Origin of the sequence: Diaphorobacter nitroreducens, assembly GCF_002214645.1 — a bacterium.
Taxonomy (GTDB): Bacteria; Pseudomonadota; Gammaproteobacteria; order Burkholderiales; family Burkholderiaceae_C; genus Diaphorobacter; species Diaphorobacter nitroreducens.
In genome coordinates, this window is sequence record NZ_CP016278.1 from 634,281 (window position 1) to 651,756 (window position 17,476).

The following is a 17,476-nucleotide window of genomic DNA, read 5'->3' on the forward strand; positions in this document are numbered from 1 at the left end:
AGCGCCCATGCAGCAAGCGCGAGTAGCTATTAAAAGTGAAGCGACCGGGCGGGGCGCAATAGCCATCGACTGGACACCCCTGGCGCTGGTACCGCTGCTGGCGATCGCGGTGCTGCCCTTCATCGGATCGGCCAGCACCTGGCTCACCCTCACGGTTGCGGGGCTGGCCATGGGCATGATCATCTTCATCATCGCCTCCGGCCTCACGCTGGTGTTCGGGCTCATGGACGTGCTGAATTTCGGCCATGGCGTGTTCATCGCGCTGGGCGCGTTTGTCGCCACCAGCGTGCTGGGCGCGATGAGCGACTGGACTGGGTCGGCCGCGCTGTGGCGCAACCTGGTGGCCGTGCTGCCCGCCATGGCCGTCGCCATGCTGGTGGCCGGCGCGGTGGGCCTGGCATTCGAGCGCCTGATCGTGCGCCCCGTGTACGGCCAGCATCTCAAGCAGATCCTCATCACCATGGGCGGGATGATCATCGGCGAGGAGTTGATCAAAGTCATCTGGGGACCACAGCAGATTCCGCTGCCGTTGCCCGAGGCCATGCGGGGCGCGTGGCTCGTCGGCGAGGCGGCCGTGGAAAAGTACCGCGTGCTGGCCGTTGGCGTGGGGCTGGCGGTGTTCGCGCTGCTGGCGTGGACCCTTGCGCGCACCAAGCTGGGCCTGTTGATCCGCGCCGGCGTGCAGGACCGCGAGATGGTCGAGAGCCTGGGCTACGGCGTGCGGCGGCTGTTCGTGGGCGTGTTCGTGGCTGGCAGCGCGCTGGCGGGGCTGGGCGGCGTGATGTGGGGGCTGTACCAGCAGAACGTGGTGCCGCAGATGGGGGCCCAGGTGAACGTGCTGATCTTCATCGTGATCATCATTGGGGGACTGGGCAGCACGGGTGGTGCGCTGATCGGTGCGTTGCTCGTGGGCCTGATGGCCAACTACACGGGCTTCCTGCTGCCGAAGGTGGCGCTGTTCTCCAACATCGCGCTCATGGTCGCCATCCTGCTGTGGCGGCCGCAGGGCGTGTACCCGGTGGCCAACCGTTGAGGAGCGCGTCGATGCTGAACCGGCTCCTCTCCGGCGACTATCCCCGCAGCAAGGTGCTGGCTGTGCTGCTCATGGCCTGCCTGCTGGGGCTCGCCGTGGCGCCGTTCGCCTTTGCGGGCGTGAAGGCGCTCAACGTGGCGGCCAAGGTGCTGGTGTTCGTGGTGCTGGTCGCCAGCTTCGACCTGCTGCTGGGCTACACGGGCATCGTGAGCTTTGCGCACACCATGTTCTTCGGCATCGGCGCCTACGGCATCGCCATCGCCACCAGCCGCCTGGGTGCTACATGGGGCGCGCTGGCCTTGGGGCTGGGGTGCGCGCTGCTGCTGTCATTGCTGCTGGCGCTGGCGATCGGATTGTTCTCGCTGCGCGTGCGCGCCATCTTTTTCGCCATGATCACGCTGGCCGTGGCGGCGGCGTTCCAGACGCTGGCTTCGCAGCTTTCGGACTGGACGGGCGGCGAGGACGGCCTGACCTTCAAGCTGCCCGCGTGGCTGTCGCCCAGCTTTGAGCCCTTCGAGGACGAGGTGCTGGGGGTGCTGATCGACGGGCGCCTCATCACCTACTACCTGCTGTTCGTCACGGCTGTGGTGCTGGTGCTGGCTCTGCTGCGCATCGTGAACTCGCCCTTTGGCCGTGTGCTGCAGGCCATCCGCGAGAACGAGTTCCGTGCCGAGGCCATCGGCTATCGCGTGGTGGTGTACCGCACGCTGTCCAGCGTGCTGTCCGCGCTGTTCGCCTGTGCGGCGGGTGCGATGCTGGCACTCTGGCTGCGCTACAACGGGCCGGACACGTCGCTCAGCTTCGAGATCATGATGGACTGCCTGCTCATCGTCGTGATCGGTGGCATGGGCACGATCTATGGTGCCGTGATCGGCTCCGTGCTCTTCGTGGTGGCGCAAAGCTACCTGCAGGACCTGTTGGGCGTTGCCCATGAGGCTGCCTCTGGTCTTTCCTGGCTGGCCGCACTCCTGTCGCCCGACCGCTGGCTGCTGTGGCTGGGCCTGCTGTTCGTGCTCTCGGTCTATTACTTCCCCACCGGTGTGGTGGGGCGCCTGCGTTCCCTGTGTGCCCCGCCTTGATGGGTGCGCGTTTTTTCTCGTACTGCCATTACCACAACCTTAGGAGACAACATGCGAGTGAATGAACGAGTGACGGTGCGTTGGGCGCTGACGGCGCTGGCGGGGGCCACGCTGGTGGCCTGTGGCGGCGGATCGGATCCGTCCAACGATCTGCCCCAAGGCATCAAAGAAATCAGCGCCACGGTGTACCCGGCCACGACCGTAGGCACGGGCACCACAGCGGCTACCCAGGACCTGCTGACGGGCGGTATTGGCAAAACGGGCCTGGGCGCCGCGGCCGCGCCCGCCTATGCCGACCCGGCCAACCCCACGGCGGCGGAACTGCGCCGCAATGCGCTGTTTTCCAACTACCGCGGCATCCTGGACTACACGGCCAAGGGCGGCTATGGCACGCTGTACGGCCCCAACATCACGGCCGAAGGCCAGGTGACCGCCAGTGAAGGTCTGATCCCAGGCCGTGAATACCTCGCTGTGCTGGACGATGGCTCCGGCCGCAAGCAAACCGTGATCGCCGTGCAGGTGCCCGACAGTTTCAACACCAGCAACCCCTGCATCGTGCTCGGCCCTTCGTCCGGTTCGCGCGGCGTGTACGGTGCCATCGGCACGGCGGGGGAGTGGGGCTTGAAGAAGGGCTGCGCCGTCGCGCTGACGGATGCCGGCAAGGGCGTGGGCCTGCACAACCTGGCCGACGACACGGTCAACAAGGTCGACGGCACGCGCGCCACGCGCACGGCGGCGGGGGCGCTGAGCTTCTTTGCTGCCAATCTGACGGATGCGGTGCGCTCGGCGTACAACGCGGCCTTCCCCAATCGCATTGCCATCAAGCACGCGCACTCACAGCAAAACCCCGAGAAGGATTGGGGTGCGGACACGTTGGCGGCAGGCCGCTATGCGCTGTATGTGCTGAATGCGCGCTATGGCACGGCAGACAATCCGGTACCGTTCACCAAGGGCAACACGCTGGTGATCGCGGGCTCCGCCTCCAATGGCGGCGCCGCCTCGCTGCGCGCAGCCGAGCAGGACGGCGAGGGCCTGATCGACGGCGTGGTGGCTTCAGAGCCCGTGACCGAAATGCCCACCGCCGCCGGCTATGGCATCCAGTTCGACGGCGCGGCGGTCGCTGGCTACGGCAAGACCCTGGCCGAGTACACCACCTGGGGCAACATCTACCAGCCCTGCGCCGCGCTGGCGGCCGACGCGGCCATCAACGAGACATCGATCTACAACTACATCGCCCTCACTGCCATGACTGCGCGCGCCACGGCACGCTGCGACGGCCTGGCGGCCAAAGGCCTGGTGAGTGGCGCCACCACGGAGGAGCGTGCGGCCGACGCCCTGGCCAAGCTGCGTGCCTATGGCTGGAACGCCGAGAACAACACCATGCACAACGCCCACTATGCGCTGGGCAACGGACCCATCCTGTCGGCCATGTACACCATGGCCTATGGCCGCTTTGGCGCGGATGCCAACCTGTGCGGGTCCAGCTTTGCCGCTGCCAATGCCACGGGCGACGTGATTGCCGCCGCGCCCACGGCGCTGGCCCAAAGCGCCGCCACCGCGAACGGCACAGCCAATGGGACGCCCGCCACGGTGATCTACAACGACTCGGTGGGAGGCGCCAAGTCCTGGCCCTTCGCCGTGTCGCCCTCTACCGGCGTGGCGGACTTCGGGCTGGACAACGCGCTGTGCCAGTATGCGCTGGTCAGCGGCAAGGACCCCGTGACCGGTGCGGCCCTTACGGCGGCCAGCACGCCGACCAAGGCGCAGAGCGACGCCGTGCGCAGCGGCGTGGCCGAGGTGCTGCACAACGCCAACCTGCGCGGCAAGCCCGCGATCATCGTCGCCGGCCGCAGCGATGCGCTGGTGCCGGTCAACAACAACGCGCGTGCCTATGCGGCGCTCAATCGTGCTGTGGAAGGCGCGTCGAGCAAGCTGCGCTACGTGGAAGTCATGAACGGCCAGCACTTCGATGCGTTCCTGCCCTTCTCAGGTTTCGACACGCGCTTCGTGCCGCTGCACCCGTACTTCAACCAGGCCATGGACGTGATGTGGGCGCACCTGAAGAACGGCGGCCCGCTGCCCGCAAACCAGGTCGTGCGCACCACGCCGCGCGGCGGCACCGCGGGAGCGGCGCCGGCCATTACCGCAGCCAATGTCCCGCCGTTCGCCATGAGCCCCGCCGCCGCCGACCAGATTGGCTTTGTGGGCACATCCATCAGCGTGCCCCGTTGAGGCTGCGCGGCTGAACAGGCCCCGCCTGTGCCCCGGCATCCGGGGCAGGGCCGGGGCCCCTGCGTGGGGACTGCGTTTGGAGCTTCGAAAGGAAGGGACGGGCATGCGCAAGCTGAGGTGTTGGGTTGGCGGGTTGCTGGTGTCTTTGGCGGCTCTTGCGTCATCGGCCGCAGAGGTGGTGATCGGGCAGGTGGCGCCGCTGTCGGGCGTGCTCGCGTCCACGGGCGAGCAGATGGTGCTGGGCGGCAAGGTGTACTTTGACGCCGTCAACGCGCAGGGGGGCGTGCATGGCGCCAAGATCCGCCTGCAGGTGGAGGACGATGGCTACAAGGTGGACGACACCGTGCGCCTGACGCGTGCCATGCTCGACCACCCTGAAGTCGTTGCCCTGTTCGGCTTTGCCGGCACGGCCAACATTGCGCAGTTGCTGGCCGACAAGGTGCTGGAGCAGGGCGGTGGGGCCCTGGTGGCGCCGTACACGGGCGGCGAGGTGCTGCGCACGCCCTTCAACCCCTGGATCTTCCATGTGCGTGCGGGCTATGCCGATGAAGCCGAGCACATGGTGCAGCAGCTTGCCACGCTGGGCATCACGCGCATTGCCGTCATGTACCAGGACGACGGTTTCGGCAAGGCGGGCCTGGCCGGAGTGGAGGCGGCGCTGGAGCGGCGCCAGCTCAAGTTGGTAGCCGCGGCCGGCTATGAGCGCAACACCGACAACGTGGACTCCGCCGTGCAGACCATCCGCGCCATGGATGCGCAAGCCGTGATCATGATCGCCGTCAACAAGCCGGCTGCCGCATTCACCAAGCGCTACCGCGAGCAGGGCGGCGGCGCGCGGCTGTTCAACATCTCCGTGGTGGACCCCGCCGAAATCGTGAAGCTGGCGGGGCTGAAGAACGCGCACGGCCTGGCCATCAGCCAGGTGGTGCCGTACCCCTACCGGCCTCAATTGCCCGTGGTGCGCGAGTATCAGCAGTTGCTCAAGAAATACGCGCCAGAGGCTGAGATCAACTACACCAGCTTCGAGACCTTCCTGGGCGCGAAGGTCCTTGTCGAGGCCCTGCGCCGTGCCGGCCCGCAGCCTACCAGGGCACGCGTGCTGCGTGCACTGGAGTCGCTGCAGGGGTTCGATCTGGGTGGCGTCACGCTGAACTACGGGCCGAACAACCGTGTCGGCTCGCGCTTCGTCGAGGTCACGGTGATCGGGGGCAACGGCCGGCTCATGAAGTGAGGCGCGCCCGCGGCGATCACACTCTCCCTGCACAAAGGCTGCACCATGTCCTTCGTCTCGCGCTACGTGCGCTGCGCCGGCTATGAAATCCACCTGACCGACTGGGGCGCGCCCGGCGCGCCGGTGGTGGTAGCCTGGCACGGCCTGGCACGCACCGGACGCGACATGGACGAGCTGGCCGCACACCTGGCGGCCCATGGCTGGCGCGTGTTGTGCCCCGACACCCTGGGTCGCGGCCTGAGCCAGTGGAGCCGTGATCCGCAGCGCGAATACACGCTGGCTTTCTATGCATGCGTTGTGGAGGAGCTGCTGGACCAGCTGGGTGTGCAGCGGGTGCAGTGGGTGGGTACGTCGATGGGCGGCGCCATCGGCACCGTGTGCGCCGCCGGCCTGCTGGCGCCGCGCCTGCACGGCCGCATCACGCACCTGGTGCTCAACGACAATGCCCCGCAGCTGGCCGGCCCCGCGCTGGAGCGCATCAAAGCCTATGCGGGCCAGCCGCCCCAGTTCGATACCGTGATGGAGCTGGAGGCCTTCTTTCGCCGCACCTACGCGCCCTTCGGCTGGCTCAGCGATGCGCAGTGGCTGCGCCTCACCGAGACCTCGCTGCGCCGCCTGCCCGATGGGCGCGTGACCCCGCACTACGACCCGGCCATGGTGCAGCAGTTCACGCGGCATGAGAACGACTATCTCGTCTGGCCGCACTACGACCGGCTCGACATTCCCGTGCTGTGCCTGCGCGGGGCCGAGTCCGACCTGGTGCTGCCCGCGGTGGTGCAGGAGATGCAGCGCCGGGGCCCGGGCGCACGCGGCCTGCTGGAGGTGGTCGAGGTGCCGGGCTGCGGCCACGCGCCCGCGCTCAACGTGCCGCAGCAACTGGCCTGGGTGCAGCGCTTTTTGCAGGGCCAGCCCGCGCAGGGGTGAGGCGGCGCACGGCTTGCGCGGTGTGCCTGCATTGTTGCCATCCACGCAACGCAGTTTCCTTATTTCAGGTCTCACTCGGCGCAGCCGTTGCAGCTAGCATGTGAGACTTGCATTGCCTGGGCGTCAGCGGCGACGCCGGCACGGCATGAAGGGAACCGCGACATGGGTTTTCTGGTGGATCTGATTCGCGAATACGGCCTAGGTGTCGTGTTCCTGAACGTGCTGATCGAGCAGCTGGGTGCGCCCATTCCCGCCTATCCAGTGCTGGTGGTCACCGGCGCGGTGGCGGGCGACGACTGGCAGCACGGCGCACGCATCGTGCTGTTGGCCGTGGCGGCCGCGCTCATTGCCGACCTGCTGTGGTACCAGGCCGGCAAATCCTACGGCCATCGTGTGCTGGGGCGCATCTGCCGCATTTCGCTGTCGCCCGATGCCTGCATCCGCCAGACGGAATCGCTCTACGGCCGCTGGGGCCCCAAGTCGCTGCTGATTGCCAAGTTCGTTCCAGGCTTTGCGTCGATCGCCAGCGCGCTTGCGGGTGTGGTGGGCACGCCGCGGTCGGTCTTCGTGCTGTACGACACGCTGGGCGCGTTGATCTGGGTGGGCTCGGCAGTGTTGCTGGGATCGCTGTTCAGCACCACGGTCGAGGACCTGCTGGCCGTGCTCACAGCGCTGGGCCAGGGGGGATTGGTATTGCTGGCGGTGGGCCTGGGCGTGTTCATTCTGCGCAAGTGGTGGCAGCGCCAGCGCACGGTGCGCTCGCTGAAGATGCCTCGCGTGTCGGTGCAGGAGTTGCGCGGCATGCAGGCCCAGGGGGTCATGCCCACGGTGATCGATGTGCGCACGGGTCAGGCCTACAGCGCGGGCCATATTCCTGGCGCCCAGGCGTGGGAGCTGCGCCCCCGGGACGCGGCAGCACCCCACGCCCATCTATTGCCGCACGACGCGCATCCGCACGGCGTGGTCATCTATTGCGACTGCCCGGCAGAGATATCGGCCGCCCGGCTGGCGCGCCAGCTACAGCGCGCAGGCTTTTCCAACGTGCGCCCGCTGCTGGGCGGGCTGCAGGCCTGGCAGGACGCCGGGTTCGAGGTCGCCAAGCCGTCTGCCGATACGCCCTGAGACCGCTCGCCGCGCCAAGCAACAAGGCCTCCGTGTGGAGGCCTTGTTGCGTTGTGCGCGGAGAAGGACGTCAGTCCGGCATGGAGCAATGCCCGCCCGAGGCGGCCTTGCCCGAGCCGGCTGCGATCAGCGGCGCCTCGAAGCGCAGGTCCACCGGGGCGGAGTTGCTGTAGTCCCAGGCCAGGAAGGCGGCGAGCACGGCCCAGAAGGCCAGGCGCAGTGTGGTGTGTCGTGTCATGGCGTAGCTCTCCTCGTGTTCAGAAGCCGAAATGGCGACGGATGCGCAGGCCGAAGATCGTTCCTGCGAAGGCCAGCGGCACCCAGATCCAGCCGTGGAGGCTGCCCGTGGAGATGCCCGACAGCATGGCGCCGACGTTGCAGCCGAAGGCCAGGCGTGAGCTGTACCCCAGCAGCAGGCCCGCGACCAGGGCCACGGCCCATTGCGTGCCCGTCAGCGCCTTGGCCGTGACCGGCTTGCCGGCCGACACCCACAGAGCGCCCCCGAGGATGCCGATGTTGGTGATGCTGGTCACGTCCAGCAGCACGGTCTCCTGCAGACGGGCGGCATTGCCGGGCTGGCTCCAGAACCAGTTGCCCGCCAGGTCCGCGGCACCGCTGGCCTGGGCGAGTTTTGCCGCCCACAGGCCAAAGCCGTACACCACACCCCAAGGCTGGCCGGCGATCACCAGGTTCAGCGTGGCCAGCAGCGCCAGCAGCACGGCGCCCACGATCCACCTGCGCACCAGCAGCGGCTGGGGCTGCGTGCCTTGAGGTCTCTGAGCCCGGCGCGCATACCAGCGCACCCCCACCGCGACCACGGCCAGCACCGCCAGCGTGATCAACAGTGCCTGTTGCCAACCGAAGCGATTGACCAAACCGACGGGCTGCGCGCGGCCGAGGTCCAGCCAGAAGCCCAGGTGCATCGAGCCCAGGAAACTGCCGAGCGCGAACAGCGGCAGGATCGCCGCGTTCATCGGAATGCCCAGGCCCGCCTTGTACAGCGTGCCGCTACCGCAGCCGTCGGCAATCTGCATGCACAGCCCGAACACGAAGGCGCCGACCAGCAGGCTCACGCTGGGTGGGCCCAGGGCGGCCGTCAGTTCAGGGAAGTGGCCCAGCAGCGGCATGGCCAGTGCGGCGGCCAGTGCCAGCAGCAGCAGCTGGCCCATGACGCCGCTGGCGTCCTTGTCCTCGATGAGCATGCGCCAGCCCGTGGTGAAGCCAAAGCGCTGGCCGGCCAGCACCGCGCCCAGGCCCAGACCTACGGCGAACAGGGCCGCTTGCCGCACGGACACGGTCCACAGCAGCCAGCCCAAGAAAATGGCCAGCAGGGCCGCAAGAGGGAGTCGTTTCATGGAAGAGGGCCAGAGATTCAAAAAAGTGAGCTGCTAGCGCTTTACTGGCAAGCGCTAGAGGCCGATTTGACTATGAAGCTGTCAGGTGCCCAGCGCAGTGGGCTGGCTTACTTGAGCTTGCGTTCCCACCACTGCTTGGCGTCGTAGGCCAGGGCCTCGGCGCGGGTGGGCTGGTTCGCCATCAGCGGCGGCTCCTGGGACTGGGTCCAGTCCACCATGGAGCCGGCGTACAGCTTCACGCCGGGCAGGCCCGCCACTTCGGACAGGCCGAACCAGTCGGTGGCCGCCCAGTGGCCGGTATTGCAGAACGCGACCATGTCCTGGCCCTGTTCGCGCTTGACCTTGGCGGCGATCTGCCGGGCCGTCGCCGCATCCACGAAGGTGGAGGTGCCGGGAACGAACCACTGGTTGAAGTCCAGCTGCTGTGCGCCCGGCAGGGTGCCAGACACCTTGGCCGCTGGCGCACGCACCTTGCCCTGGTAGAAGGCATCGGGGCGCGAATCCACCAGTGCGGCGTTGCTCAGGCGAATGTGCTGGCCCACGTCCTCGCGCGTGGCCAGCAGGCGGGTGTCCAGCGTGGGCGTGTACTGGCTGGCCGCGACCTGTGGCACCTCGGCCGTCAACGGAAGCTGGGCTTGGCCCCAGGCCTTCATGCCGCCATTGAGGATGGAGAGTTCCTTGAGGCCCAGCAGCTTCAGCGTCCAGTACACGCGCGCCGCCGCGCCGAAGTCCGTCGGGTCCGCGCCCGTGGAGACCACCACGGCATGCGTGGTGGGCGTGAGCCCCAGCGACTGCACCAGCACGGTGAGCCGGGGCAGGTCGGGCAGTTCACCCGGGTTGCTGGCGGGGCCGCGCCACTTGCCGTAGGGGGCATTCACCGCACCCGGAATGTGCTGGGCGCCGTAGCTAGCGGGGTCGCGGATGTCGATCACGCGCGGCGGCGTGGCCTGCGTTGTCTGGGCCTTCAGTTCGGCGGGCGTCAGCAGTGGCTGGGCTGCCCACGCCGCAGGGGCCACATGGGCGGCCGTGGCGAATACTGCGAGGGCGAGCAGTTTTTTCATGGCGATCTCGAAAACAGTCGTTCAGGGAAGGGCGTCATTGTCCCGCGCCCTTGAGCCTCATCAACGACAGAATCGGATTGTTCTTATAGCCAATATGGATAAGCCAGGCCCGGCCCACCGCGGCGCCGGGCGGCTTTCAGAGGCCGCTGCCGAGCCTGCGCGGCACGCGCCGCCGCCCCAGCGCCATGGCCTGCCACGCGCGGCGGTAGGCCAGCAGCGTGCTTTCGGCGCGCGCCCGCACGCTGCCTTCCCACGGCTCGCCGGGGGTGAGGCCCGCGTGCGTACCAGTGAGCAGCGCAATGCCCTCGCTGACGTGCTGCGCCGTATAGACGTGAAAGCGCCCCGCCGCGACCGCATCCACCACGGCGGGCGAGAGCATCAGGTGGCGCTGGTTGCGGGCCGGAATTAGCACTCCCTGCGTGCCGGTCAGGCCCGCGTGCGCGCACACGCGGAACCAGCCCTCGATCTTCTCGTTCAGCCCGCCCACGGGCAGCACCTCACCGTGCTGGTTGAGCGCGCCGGTGACCGCGATGTCCTGGCGCAGCGGCAGGCCCGACAGCGACGACAGCAGGGTATACAGCTCGGCGCAGGAGGCCGAGTCGCCCTCAATGCCGCTGTACTCCTGCTCCAGCACGATGGACGCGTTGAGCGCCAGCGGCGCCAGGTGTCCGAACAGCGCGCTGAAATAACTGTGCAGGATGAGCACGCCCTTGTCGTGGATCGGGCCGGACAGCTCGACCTCGCGCTCGATGTTGACCAGGCCTTCCTGGCCCGCATGCGTGCGCGCGGTGATGCGCACCGGAAAGCCGAAGCGGTAGTCGCCCAGGTCGATCTGCGTGAGCGCATTCAACTGGCCGACGCGCGTGCCGTCCAGCGTGATAAGCAACTCGCCCTCGGCAATCGATTCGTGCAATGCCTCCTCGGGGGCGTTGTGGCGCTGGCGCTTGGCGATCAGCGCGGCTTCCACATCGGCCGCATCGGTCAGCGCCGCGCCGCGTGCCCGTGCCTGGGCCGCGCTTTCGAGCAGCAGGGCTTCCAGCAGGGAAAAGCGCGCGCTCTGGCGCGACTGGTCGTCGGCCTCGCGGTGGGTGAATTCCAGCAGGCGGGCCACGGCCGCGGCGCTGCAGTGCGGCAGGCCGCGGCGGGCGCACGCGCGCGCGATGAACACGGCGCTGGCGTAATGCGTCTGGGCGCTGGCGGTGAAGCGCTCGGCAAAATCCACCTTCACGCGAAAGCGCTGCGCCAGGTCTTCGTCGCCCTCCTGCAGCACGTAATACTCGACGGCGGTGCCGATCAGCACGAGCTTGACGTCCACATCCACGCCCTCGGGCTGCAGCGCCACTGTCGGCCCACCACCGCCATGGCTGGCGGCCGTGTCCTCGACCGCCAGGCGGCTGCAGCGCAGGAAGCGGCGCAGCCGTTCCCACAGCGGCGTATCGCCCAGCAGGTCGCGCAGGAACAGCATCAGGTAGCCGCCGTGCGCACGCAGCAGGCCGCCGGCGTGGATGCTGGAGAAATCGGCATACGGCGCGTCTTCCCCGGATTCGTACTGGATGTGGCCGAACAGGTTGCGCAGCTGCGGGTTGTCTTCGACCACCACTGGCGCGCCCTTCAGGGAAGCGTTGTCCACCGCCAAGTTCACCTGGCACAGCGCCAGCAGGTTGGCCAGTTGGTCGCGGCGTTCCTCTTCCTGCGGATCGTCGGGCTGCTCGCCTTCGTGAGGCACGAAGAGCTCAAGGTCGTCGAGCACCTCGCGCTGCACCTGGTCGAGCCAGCGTCCCAGCTTGACCGCGTCCTTGATCTGCTTGCGCAGGCCCTGGCGGATGTCGTCCAGACCGTGCGTCACCAGCGGGCCGGCGCTCTGGCGCAGAAGCTGCGCCAGCGCATCGTCGCGCGCGCGCTCCAGCGGGCGGGTCTGTTCCAGGAAGCGCACGATCTCCGTGCGCAGCTCCTGCTCGGCCAGCTCGATGGCGGCGCGCTCGGGTGCGCCGAGCGCTGCGCCATCGGCCTCCGTCAGCGGCTCGCCGCCCGGGCCCAGCAGGGTGAACACCATCTGCCCCTGTTCACGCGACAGGCGAAACCGCCGTGCACGCGCGAAGTCGGCCAACTGGCTGAAGGCGCGCGCCTCGTCGCTCTGGTAGCGCTTGTGGATGCGCTCGCGCTCGTTCTTCACGTCCGGCGCAGCCAGGCGCTTGGGGATCTCCGCCTCCAGCTGGCGGCTCCAGCTCGCCATCTGGTCGCGCAGCTGGCGCCCCTGGCCCGCGGGCAGGCGCAGGGCGCGTGGACGTTCGGGTGCGTCGAAATCGTGCAGAAAGCACAGGTCCGGCGGCACGGGCCGGCTGGCGGCCGCTTCGTCCATGGCCTGGCGCATCAGGGAGGCACGGCCGCTGCCGACCTCGCCCAGCACGAACAGGTGGTAGTCGGGCTGTTGCATGGTCAGCCCGAACCGGGCCGCATCGAACGCGCGCTGCTGGCCGATCCACGGCAGGGGCTCGGCCACCAGCGCGCGCGTATCGTCAAAGCCCAGGCTCTCGGGGCGGATGCTCAGGCGCAGCTGGCCGGGTGCGAGTGCCGTGCAGGGCGCGCTCATGGCTGGCTCCAGCCCGCCAGGTGCTGTTGTGCAATGCGGCTCAAGGCGGTGATCCAGGCGGGGTTGTCGTTCAGGCAGGGGATGTAGCGGAAGTCCTGGCCGCCTGCGTGCAGGAAGGCCTCGCGTGCCTCCTGGTTGATCTCCTCCAGCGTTTCCAGGCAGTCGCTGGTGAAGCCTGGGCACATCACGTCCACGCGGCGCGTGCCGCCCTGTGCCAGCGCCACCAGCGAGGGTTCGGTGTAGGGCTCCAGCCAGCGGGCCTTGCCAAAGCGCGACTGGAAGGTCAGCAGGTACCGGTCTTCGCCCAGCCCCAGCGCCTGCGCGAGCAGCCGGGCCGTGTTGCGGCATTGCTCCGCGTAGGGGTCGCCCAATCGCACATTGCGTTCGGGAATGCCGTGAAAACTCATCACCAGCTTGTCCGCCGGGCCGCCCTCGCGCTGCCAGTGCGCGCGCACCGATTGGGCCAGCGCGGCAATGTAGTCCGGGTGGTCGTGGTAGTCGTTCACGAAGCGCAGCTCGGGAAAGCAACGCGAGCGGCGCACCCACGCGGCCACGTCGTCGAACACGCTGGCGGTGGTCGTGGCCGAGTACTGCGGGTACAGCGGCAGCACCAGCACGCGGCACACGCCGGCGTCCTGCAGCACCTGCAGCTGCGCACCAATGGCCGGCTGACCGTAGCGCATGGCGGGCAGTACACGCACCGGCTGGTCGGCCTCGCCCAGCCAGCCGCGCAGCATCACCGCCTGCTTGGCCGTCCATACGGCGAGCGGGGAGCCTTCTTCCGTCCAGATGCTGGCGTACTTGGCGGCCGACTTGGCCGGCCGCGTGCGCAGGATGATCCCGTACAGCAGTGGCAGCCACAGCGCCCGCGGAATTTCCACCACCCGCGGGTCGCCCAGGAACTGCGCCAGATAGCGGCGCAGCGCCGGTGCGGTGGGGGCGTCTGGCGTGCCCAGGTTGCACAGCAGAATGGCGGTGCTTTCGCGTGCTGCGGCGGTCTGGATCGAAGAGGCTGAGGCCGTCTGGGCGGCATGGTGAGAAGGCGAGGCGGGCATGCGGTGATTGTGGCAAATGCCGGGCGGTATGCTCGGTCCATGCTCGATATTTCCCGCATCCGCGCCATCACTCTTGACCTGGATGACACCCTATGGCCTATCTGGCCCACCATTGCGCGGGCTGAGAAGGTGCTGATCGAGTGGCTGCTCACGGTGGCGCCCGGCGCCTCGGCGCTGCTGGCGTCGCCCGATACGTCCCGCATGCTCCGTGCGCAGGTGGCGTCCGCCCATGCGCACCTGTCGCACGACCTGACTGTGCTGCGCCGCGAGACCATCCGCGCAGCGCTGCGTCAGGCGGGCGAGGACGAGTCGCTCACGGACCAGGGGTTCGACGTGTTCTTTGCCGAGCGCCAGCGGGTGGAGCTGTTCGACGATGCGATCGCGGCGCTGGAATTCCTCTCGGCGCGCCACCCGGTGGTGGCGCTGTCCAATGGCAATGCGGACCTGCAGGTGATCGGCATCGGACGGTACTTTCGCGCCAGCATCAGCGCCCGCGAGTTCGGTATTGCCAAGCCCGACCCCCGCATCTTCCATGAGGCGGCGCGGGTGCTGGACCTGCCGCCCGCAGCCGTGCTGCACATAGGCGACGATGCCACGCTGGATGCGCATGGCGCGCTGGGCGCCGGCATGCAGGCGGCCTGGCTCAATCGGGGCGATGCGGCGTGGCCGCACGCGGTGGCGCCCCCTGCCACCGTGCGCGACCTGGCCGCGCTGTGCCGTCTGCTGGGGTAGGCGTGGTCCGTGTCAGCGATGGGCGCGGCGTGCGCGCCAGCGCCGCAGAGCTGCCTTTTCCAGTTCGGCCAGCGTGAAGACGGCCAGCCCGGCCAGCAGGACGCGCGACCATTCCTGCACAGACAGGTCCGTGGAGCCGAACACGGCCTGCATCCAGGGCAGGTGCACGAAGCCCAGTTGCAGCAGCGCACAGAAGGCGATGGTCAGCGGCACCTTGGGATTGCCCAGCAGTCCCTCGCGCGACAGCACGCTGCGCTCGATGTGCCGGCTGTTGAGCAGGTAGAACATCTCCATCACCACCACCGCGCTGACAGCCATGGTGCGCGCGGTTTCGATCGCAGCGCCGTTGGACAGCTCCCACAGGAACAGCCCGAGCGAAGCCGCCGCCATGCAAACCGCCACCATGAGCACACGCCACGCGAACAGGCCGGACAGCAGCTTTTCCTGCGGAGGCCGGGGAGGGCGGCGCATGACGTCGTTCTCCGCGGGCTCGAATGCCAGCGCCACGCCCAGCGTGCTGGACGTGACCAGGTTGATCCACAGCACCTGCGCCGCGGTGAGCGGCAGCAGCAGGCCGAATGCGATGGCGGCAAACACGATCAGCGCCTCGCCCCCGTTGGTGGGCAGCATGAACAGGATGAATTTGCGCACGTTGTCGTAGATGCCCCGGCCCTCGCGCACCGCATGGCCCAGCGTGGCGAAGTTGTCGTCGGTCAGCACCATGGCGGCCGCGTCCTTGGCGGCCTCGGTACCGTTCCTGCCCATCGCGACTCCCACGTCGGCGCGCTTGAGTGCGGGCGCGTCGTTCACGCCGTCGCCTGTCATGGCCACGACTTCACCGCGGGACTGCAGGGCTTGCACCAGGCGCAGCTTGTGTTCGGGACTGGCACGGGCGAACACGTCCACGCTGGCCACCACGTCGCGCAAGGCGGCGTCGTCCAGCAGCTCGATCTCGGCGCCCGTGAGGGCGGGGCGGCCCAGGCCGATGCCCAGCTGCGCGCCAATCGCACGTGCGGTTTCGCCGTGGTCGCCGGTGATCATCTTCACGCGTACGCCCGCGGCCTGGCATTCGGCCACCGCGGCCACGGCCTCGGGGCGCGGCGGGTCCATGCTGCCCAGCAGCCCGAGCAGCGTGAAGCCGCCCTCCATGTCGGCGAACTGCAGCGCGTGCTGCTGCGCCGGCACGCGCTTGATGGCGATCGCCAGCACGCGCAGCGCCCGCGCCGCGCAGTCGTTGGCCGCGCGGCGCCAGTAGTCGTGCTGCAGCGGGGCATCGGTGCCCGCGCCATCGGCGGGCCACTGGCGCTGTGCGTTGCACATGTCCAGCACACGCTCGGGCGCTCCTTTCACCAGGATCACCGCATGCCCCGCGTGGTCGTGGTGCAGTGTGGCCATGAAGCGGTGCTCGGACTCGAACGGTATGGCGTCGATGCGTGGCTGGCGGGCATGCAGCGCCGTTGCGTCCAGCCCCGCCTTGAGCGCCAGGGTGACGAGCGCGCCCTCCGTCGGGTCGCCCGTCAGGCTCCAGCCCTGGGGACCGTCGTGCAGCGTGGCGTCGTTGCACAGCAGCGCCACCTGGGCCACGGACTGCAGGGCAGGGTGTTCTTGCGCAGTGATGGGCACGCCCCCGATGAGGAAGCCCCCCTGCGGCGCATAGCCGCTGCCGGTCACCTCTATGACATGGTCGGCGGTCACCACGCGCTGCACGGTCATCTCGTTGCAAGTGAGGGTGCCGGTCTTGTCGGAGCAAATCACCGTGACGGCTCCCAGCGTTTCCACTGCCGGCAGGTGGCGGATGATGGCGTTGTGCTGCGCCATGCGCCGCACGCCCATGGCCAGGGTGATGGTCATGATGGCGGGCAGCCCCTCGGGGATGGCCGAGGCCGCCAGCGCCACGGCCATCATGAACATGTCCGCGGGTGCCTGAGCGCGCCAGAGCACCCCGATGGCGAACGTGGCGAGCACGAACAGCCCGATGGCCAGCGCCAGCCAGCGGCTGAACTGCGCGATCTGCCGCAGCAGCGGCGTGGTGCTCGCCTGCACCTGGGCCAACAGCGTGCTGATGCGCCCCAGTTCACTGTTCGTGCCCGTGGCCACCACGGTGCCCAAAGCGGTGCCCGCGGCCACCAGCGTGCCGGAGTAGAGCATGCTGCGGCGGTCGCCCAAAGCGGCGTCGGTTGCCACGGTGGCTTCATGCTTGTCGCAGGGCACGGACTCGCCCGTCAGCACGGCCTCGTCGGCGCGCAGGCTGCGGGCCGTGAGGATGCGCAGGTCCGCAGGCACCTTGTCGCCGGACGCGAGGATGACGATGTCGCCCGGCACGAGCTGGTCGGCGGCCACCAGTTGGCGCTCTCCCCCGCGCAGCACCGTGGCCTGGTGCGAGAGCATGTGGCGTATCGCGTCCAGCGCCGACTCGGCCTTGCCCTCCTGCAAGAAACCGATGATGGCGTTGACGATCACGGCCCCCAATAGCACCCCGGTGTCGATCCAGTGCGCCAGTGCCGCGGTGACCGTCGCGGCAGCGAGCATCACGTAGATCAGCACGTTGTGGAATTGCTGCAGCAGGCGCAGCCAGGCCGGTCGGCGCGGCGGCGCGGGCAGGCGGTTGGGGCCGAAGCGTGCCAGGCGCCGCGCCACCTCGGCATGCGCCAGGCCGTGGCGGTCGTCGGTTTGCAGCCGTTGCAGCGCTTCGCCAGCGGACAGCGCATGCCACGGGGTGTCGCGGGCATCGGTGGATGGGGGCAGGTGCATGCAGGGCGGGCGCCGGACGACGCGACTGGTCGAGTGAACCCAGTCTAGGTCCGCAGGCGTGGACCGTGCCAATGCCCCAGTGCCAGGCCGGGGAAAGTGGCCGCTATTGGCCTTCGTTTGCTATATAAACAATAGCTGACTGCGCTTGCTGGTTGGGCGTTTAATGCTATTTTTGATATGCATCACGTGGCCGTAAATGGTCGCCGCGGGCAAGCAGGGGCCAGTGTTTCGCATGTGGCAGGGGAAGTCATATCCCTCTGCCGAGGCGGCGGCGCCCGTCATCCATTGGGCAGGGGAGCGCTGCAGGGGAT

13 protein-coding genes are annotated in these 17,476 nt (G+C 68.6%); 7 read left to right on the plus strand and 6 right to left on the minus strand.

Annotation, left to right across the window (positions count from 1 at the left end):
• Positions 1-7: 7 nt before the first annotated feature.
• The 6 genes from BA022_RS02980 to BA022_RS03005 all read left to right on the plus strand — a co-directional run bounded on the left by BA022_RS02980 (position 8) and on the right by BA022_RS03005 (position 7,621).
• The gene (locus BA022_RS02980; RefSeq protein WP_088886508.1) at positions 8-1,033 is read left to right on the plus strand and encodes a branched-chain amino acid ABC transporter permease; all 1,026 of its coding nucleotides are present in this window, start codon (positions 8-10) and stop codon (positions 1,031-1,033) included.
• Positions 1,034-1,044: 11 nt separating this feature from the next.
• Positions 1,045-2,112 (plus strand): branched-chain amino acid ABC transporter permease, encoded by a 1,068-nt coding sequence (locus BA022_RS02985; protein ID WP_088886509.1) that lies wholly within the window; start codon positions 1,045-1,047, stop codon positions 2,110-2,112.
• Positions 2,113-2,163: 51 nt separating this feature from the next.
• Entirely contained in the window at positions 2,164-4,344 is a 2,181-nt protein-coding gene (locus tag BA022_RS02990) for a 3-hydroxybutyrate oligomer hydrolase family protein (RefSeq protein WP_088886510.1), read from the plus strand.
• A gap of 103 nt (positions 4,345-4,447) precedes the next feature.
• On the plus strand, positions 4,448-5,575 hold the full coding sequence (locus BA022_RS02995) for an ABC transporter substrate-binding protein (RefSeq protein WP_088886511.1): 1,128 nt from the start codon (positions 4,448-4,450) through the stop codon (positions 5,573-5,575).
• Between the two features lie 45 nt (positions 5,576-5,620).
• On the plus strand, positions 5,621-6,499 hold the full coding sequence (locus BA022_RS03000) for an alpha/beta fold hydrolase (RefSeq protein ID WP_088886512.1): 879 nt from the start codon (positions 5,621-5,623) through the stop codon (positions 6,497-6,499).
• 162 nt (positions 6,500-6,661) lie between these two features.
• Positions 6,662-7,621: a rhodanese-like domain-containing protein gene (locus BA022_RS03005; protein ID WP_088886513.1), complete on the plus strand. Its 960-nt coding sequence runs from the start codon at positions 6,662-6,664 to the stop codon at positions 7,619-7,621.
• Between the two features lie 70 nt (positions 7,622-7,691).
• Here the strand turns inward: BA022_RS03005 and BA022_RS19270 are convergent, their stop codons facing one another.
• From BA022_RS19270 to hemH, 5 genes are all read right to left on the minus strand, one after another.
• Positions 7,692-7,859, minus strand: coding sequence for a hypothetical protein (locus BA022_RS19270; protein WP_011804920.1), 168 nt, complete (start codon positions 7,857-7,859; stop codon positions 7,692-7,694).
• A gap of 19 nt (positions 7,860-7,878) precedes the next feature.
• Positions 7,879-8,976: a YeeE/YedE thiosulfate transporter family protein gene (locus tag BA022_RS03010; protein ID WP_088886514.1), complete on the minus strand. Its 1,098-nt coding sequence runs from the start codon at positions 8,974-8,976 to the stop codon at positions 7,879-7,881.
• Between the two features lie 107 nt (positions 8,977-9,083).
• Positions 9,084-10,037 carry a sulfurtransferase gene (locus BA022_RS03015; protein WP_088886515.1) on the minus strand — a complete coding sequence of 318 codons (954 nt, stop codon included), beginning with the start codon at positions 10,035-10,037 and terminating at the stop codon, positions 9,084-9,086.
• Positions 10,038-10,173: 136 nt separating this feature from the next.
• On the minus strand, positions 10,174-12,627 hold the full coding sequence (locus tag BA022_RS03020) for a Lon protease family protein (RefSeq protein WP_088886516.1): 2,454 nt from the start codon (positions 12,625-12,627) through the stop codon (positions 10,174-10,176).
• Entirely contained in the window at positions 12,624-13,682 is a 1,059-nt protein-coding gene (gene hemH / locus BA022_RS03025) for a ferrochelatase (protein WP_088886517.1), read from the minus strand. The genes BA022_RS03020 and hemH overlap by 4 nt, the downstream gene beginning before the upstream one ends.
• 39 nt (positions 13,683-13,721) lie before the next feature.
• Between hemH and BA022_RS03030 the strand changes: the two genes are divergently transcribed.
• Positions 13,722-14,414 carry an HAD family hydrolase gene (locus BA022_RS03030; RefSeq protein WP_088886518.1) on the plus strand — a complete coding sequence of 231 codons (693 nt, stop codon included), beginning with the start codon at positions 13,722-13,724 and terminating at the stop codon, positions 14,412-14,414.
• A gap of 12 nt (positions 14,415-14,426) precedes the next feature.
• Here the strand turns inward: BA022_RS03030 and BA022_RS03035 are convergent, their stop codons facing one another.
• Positions 14,427-17,165 (minus strand): cation-transporting P-type ATPase, encoded by a 2,739-nt coding sequence (locus tag BA022_RS03035; RefSeq protein ID WP_088886519.1) that lies wholly within the window; start codon positions 17,163-17,165, stop codon positions 14,427-14,429.
• Between the last annotated feature and the right edge of the window lie 311 nt (positions 17,166-17,476).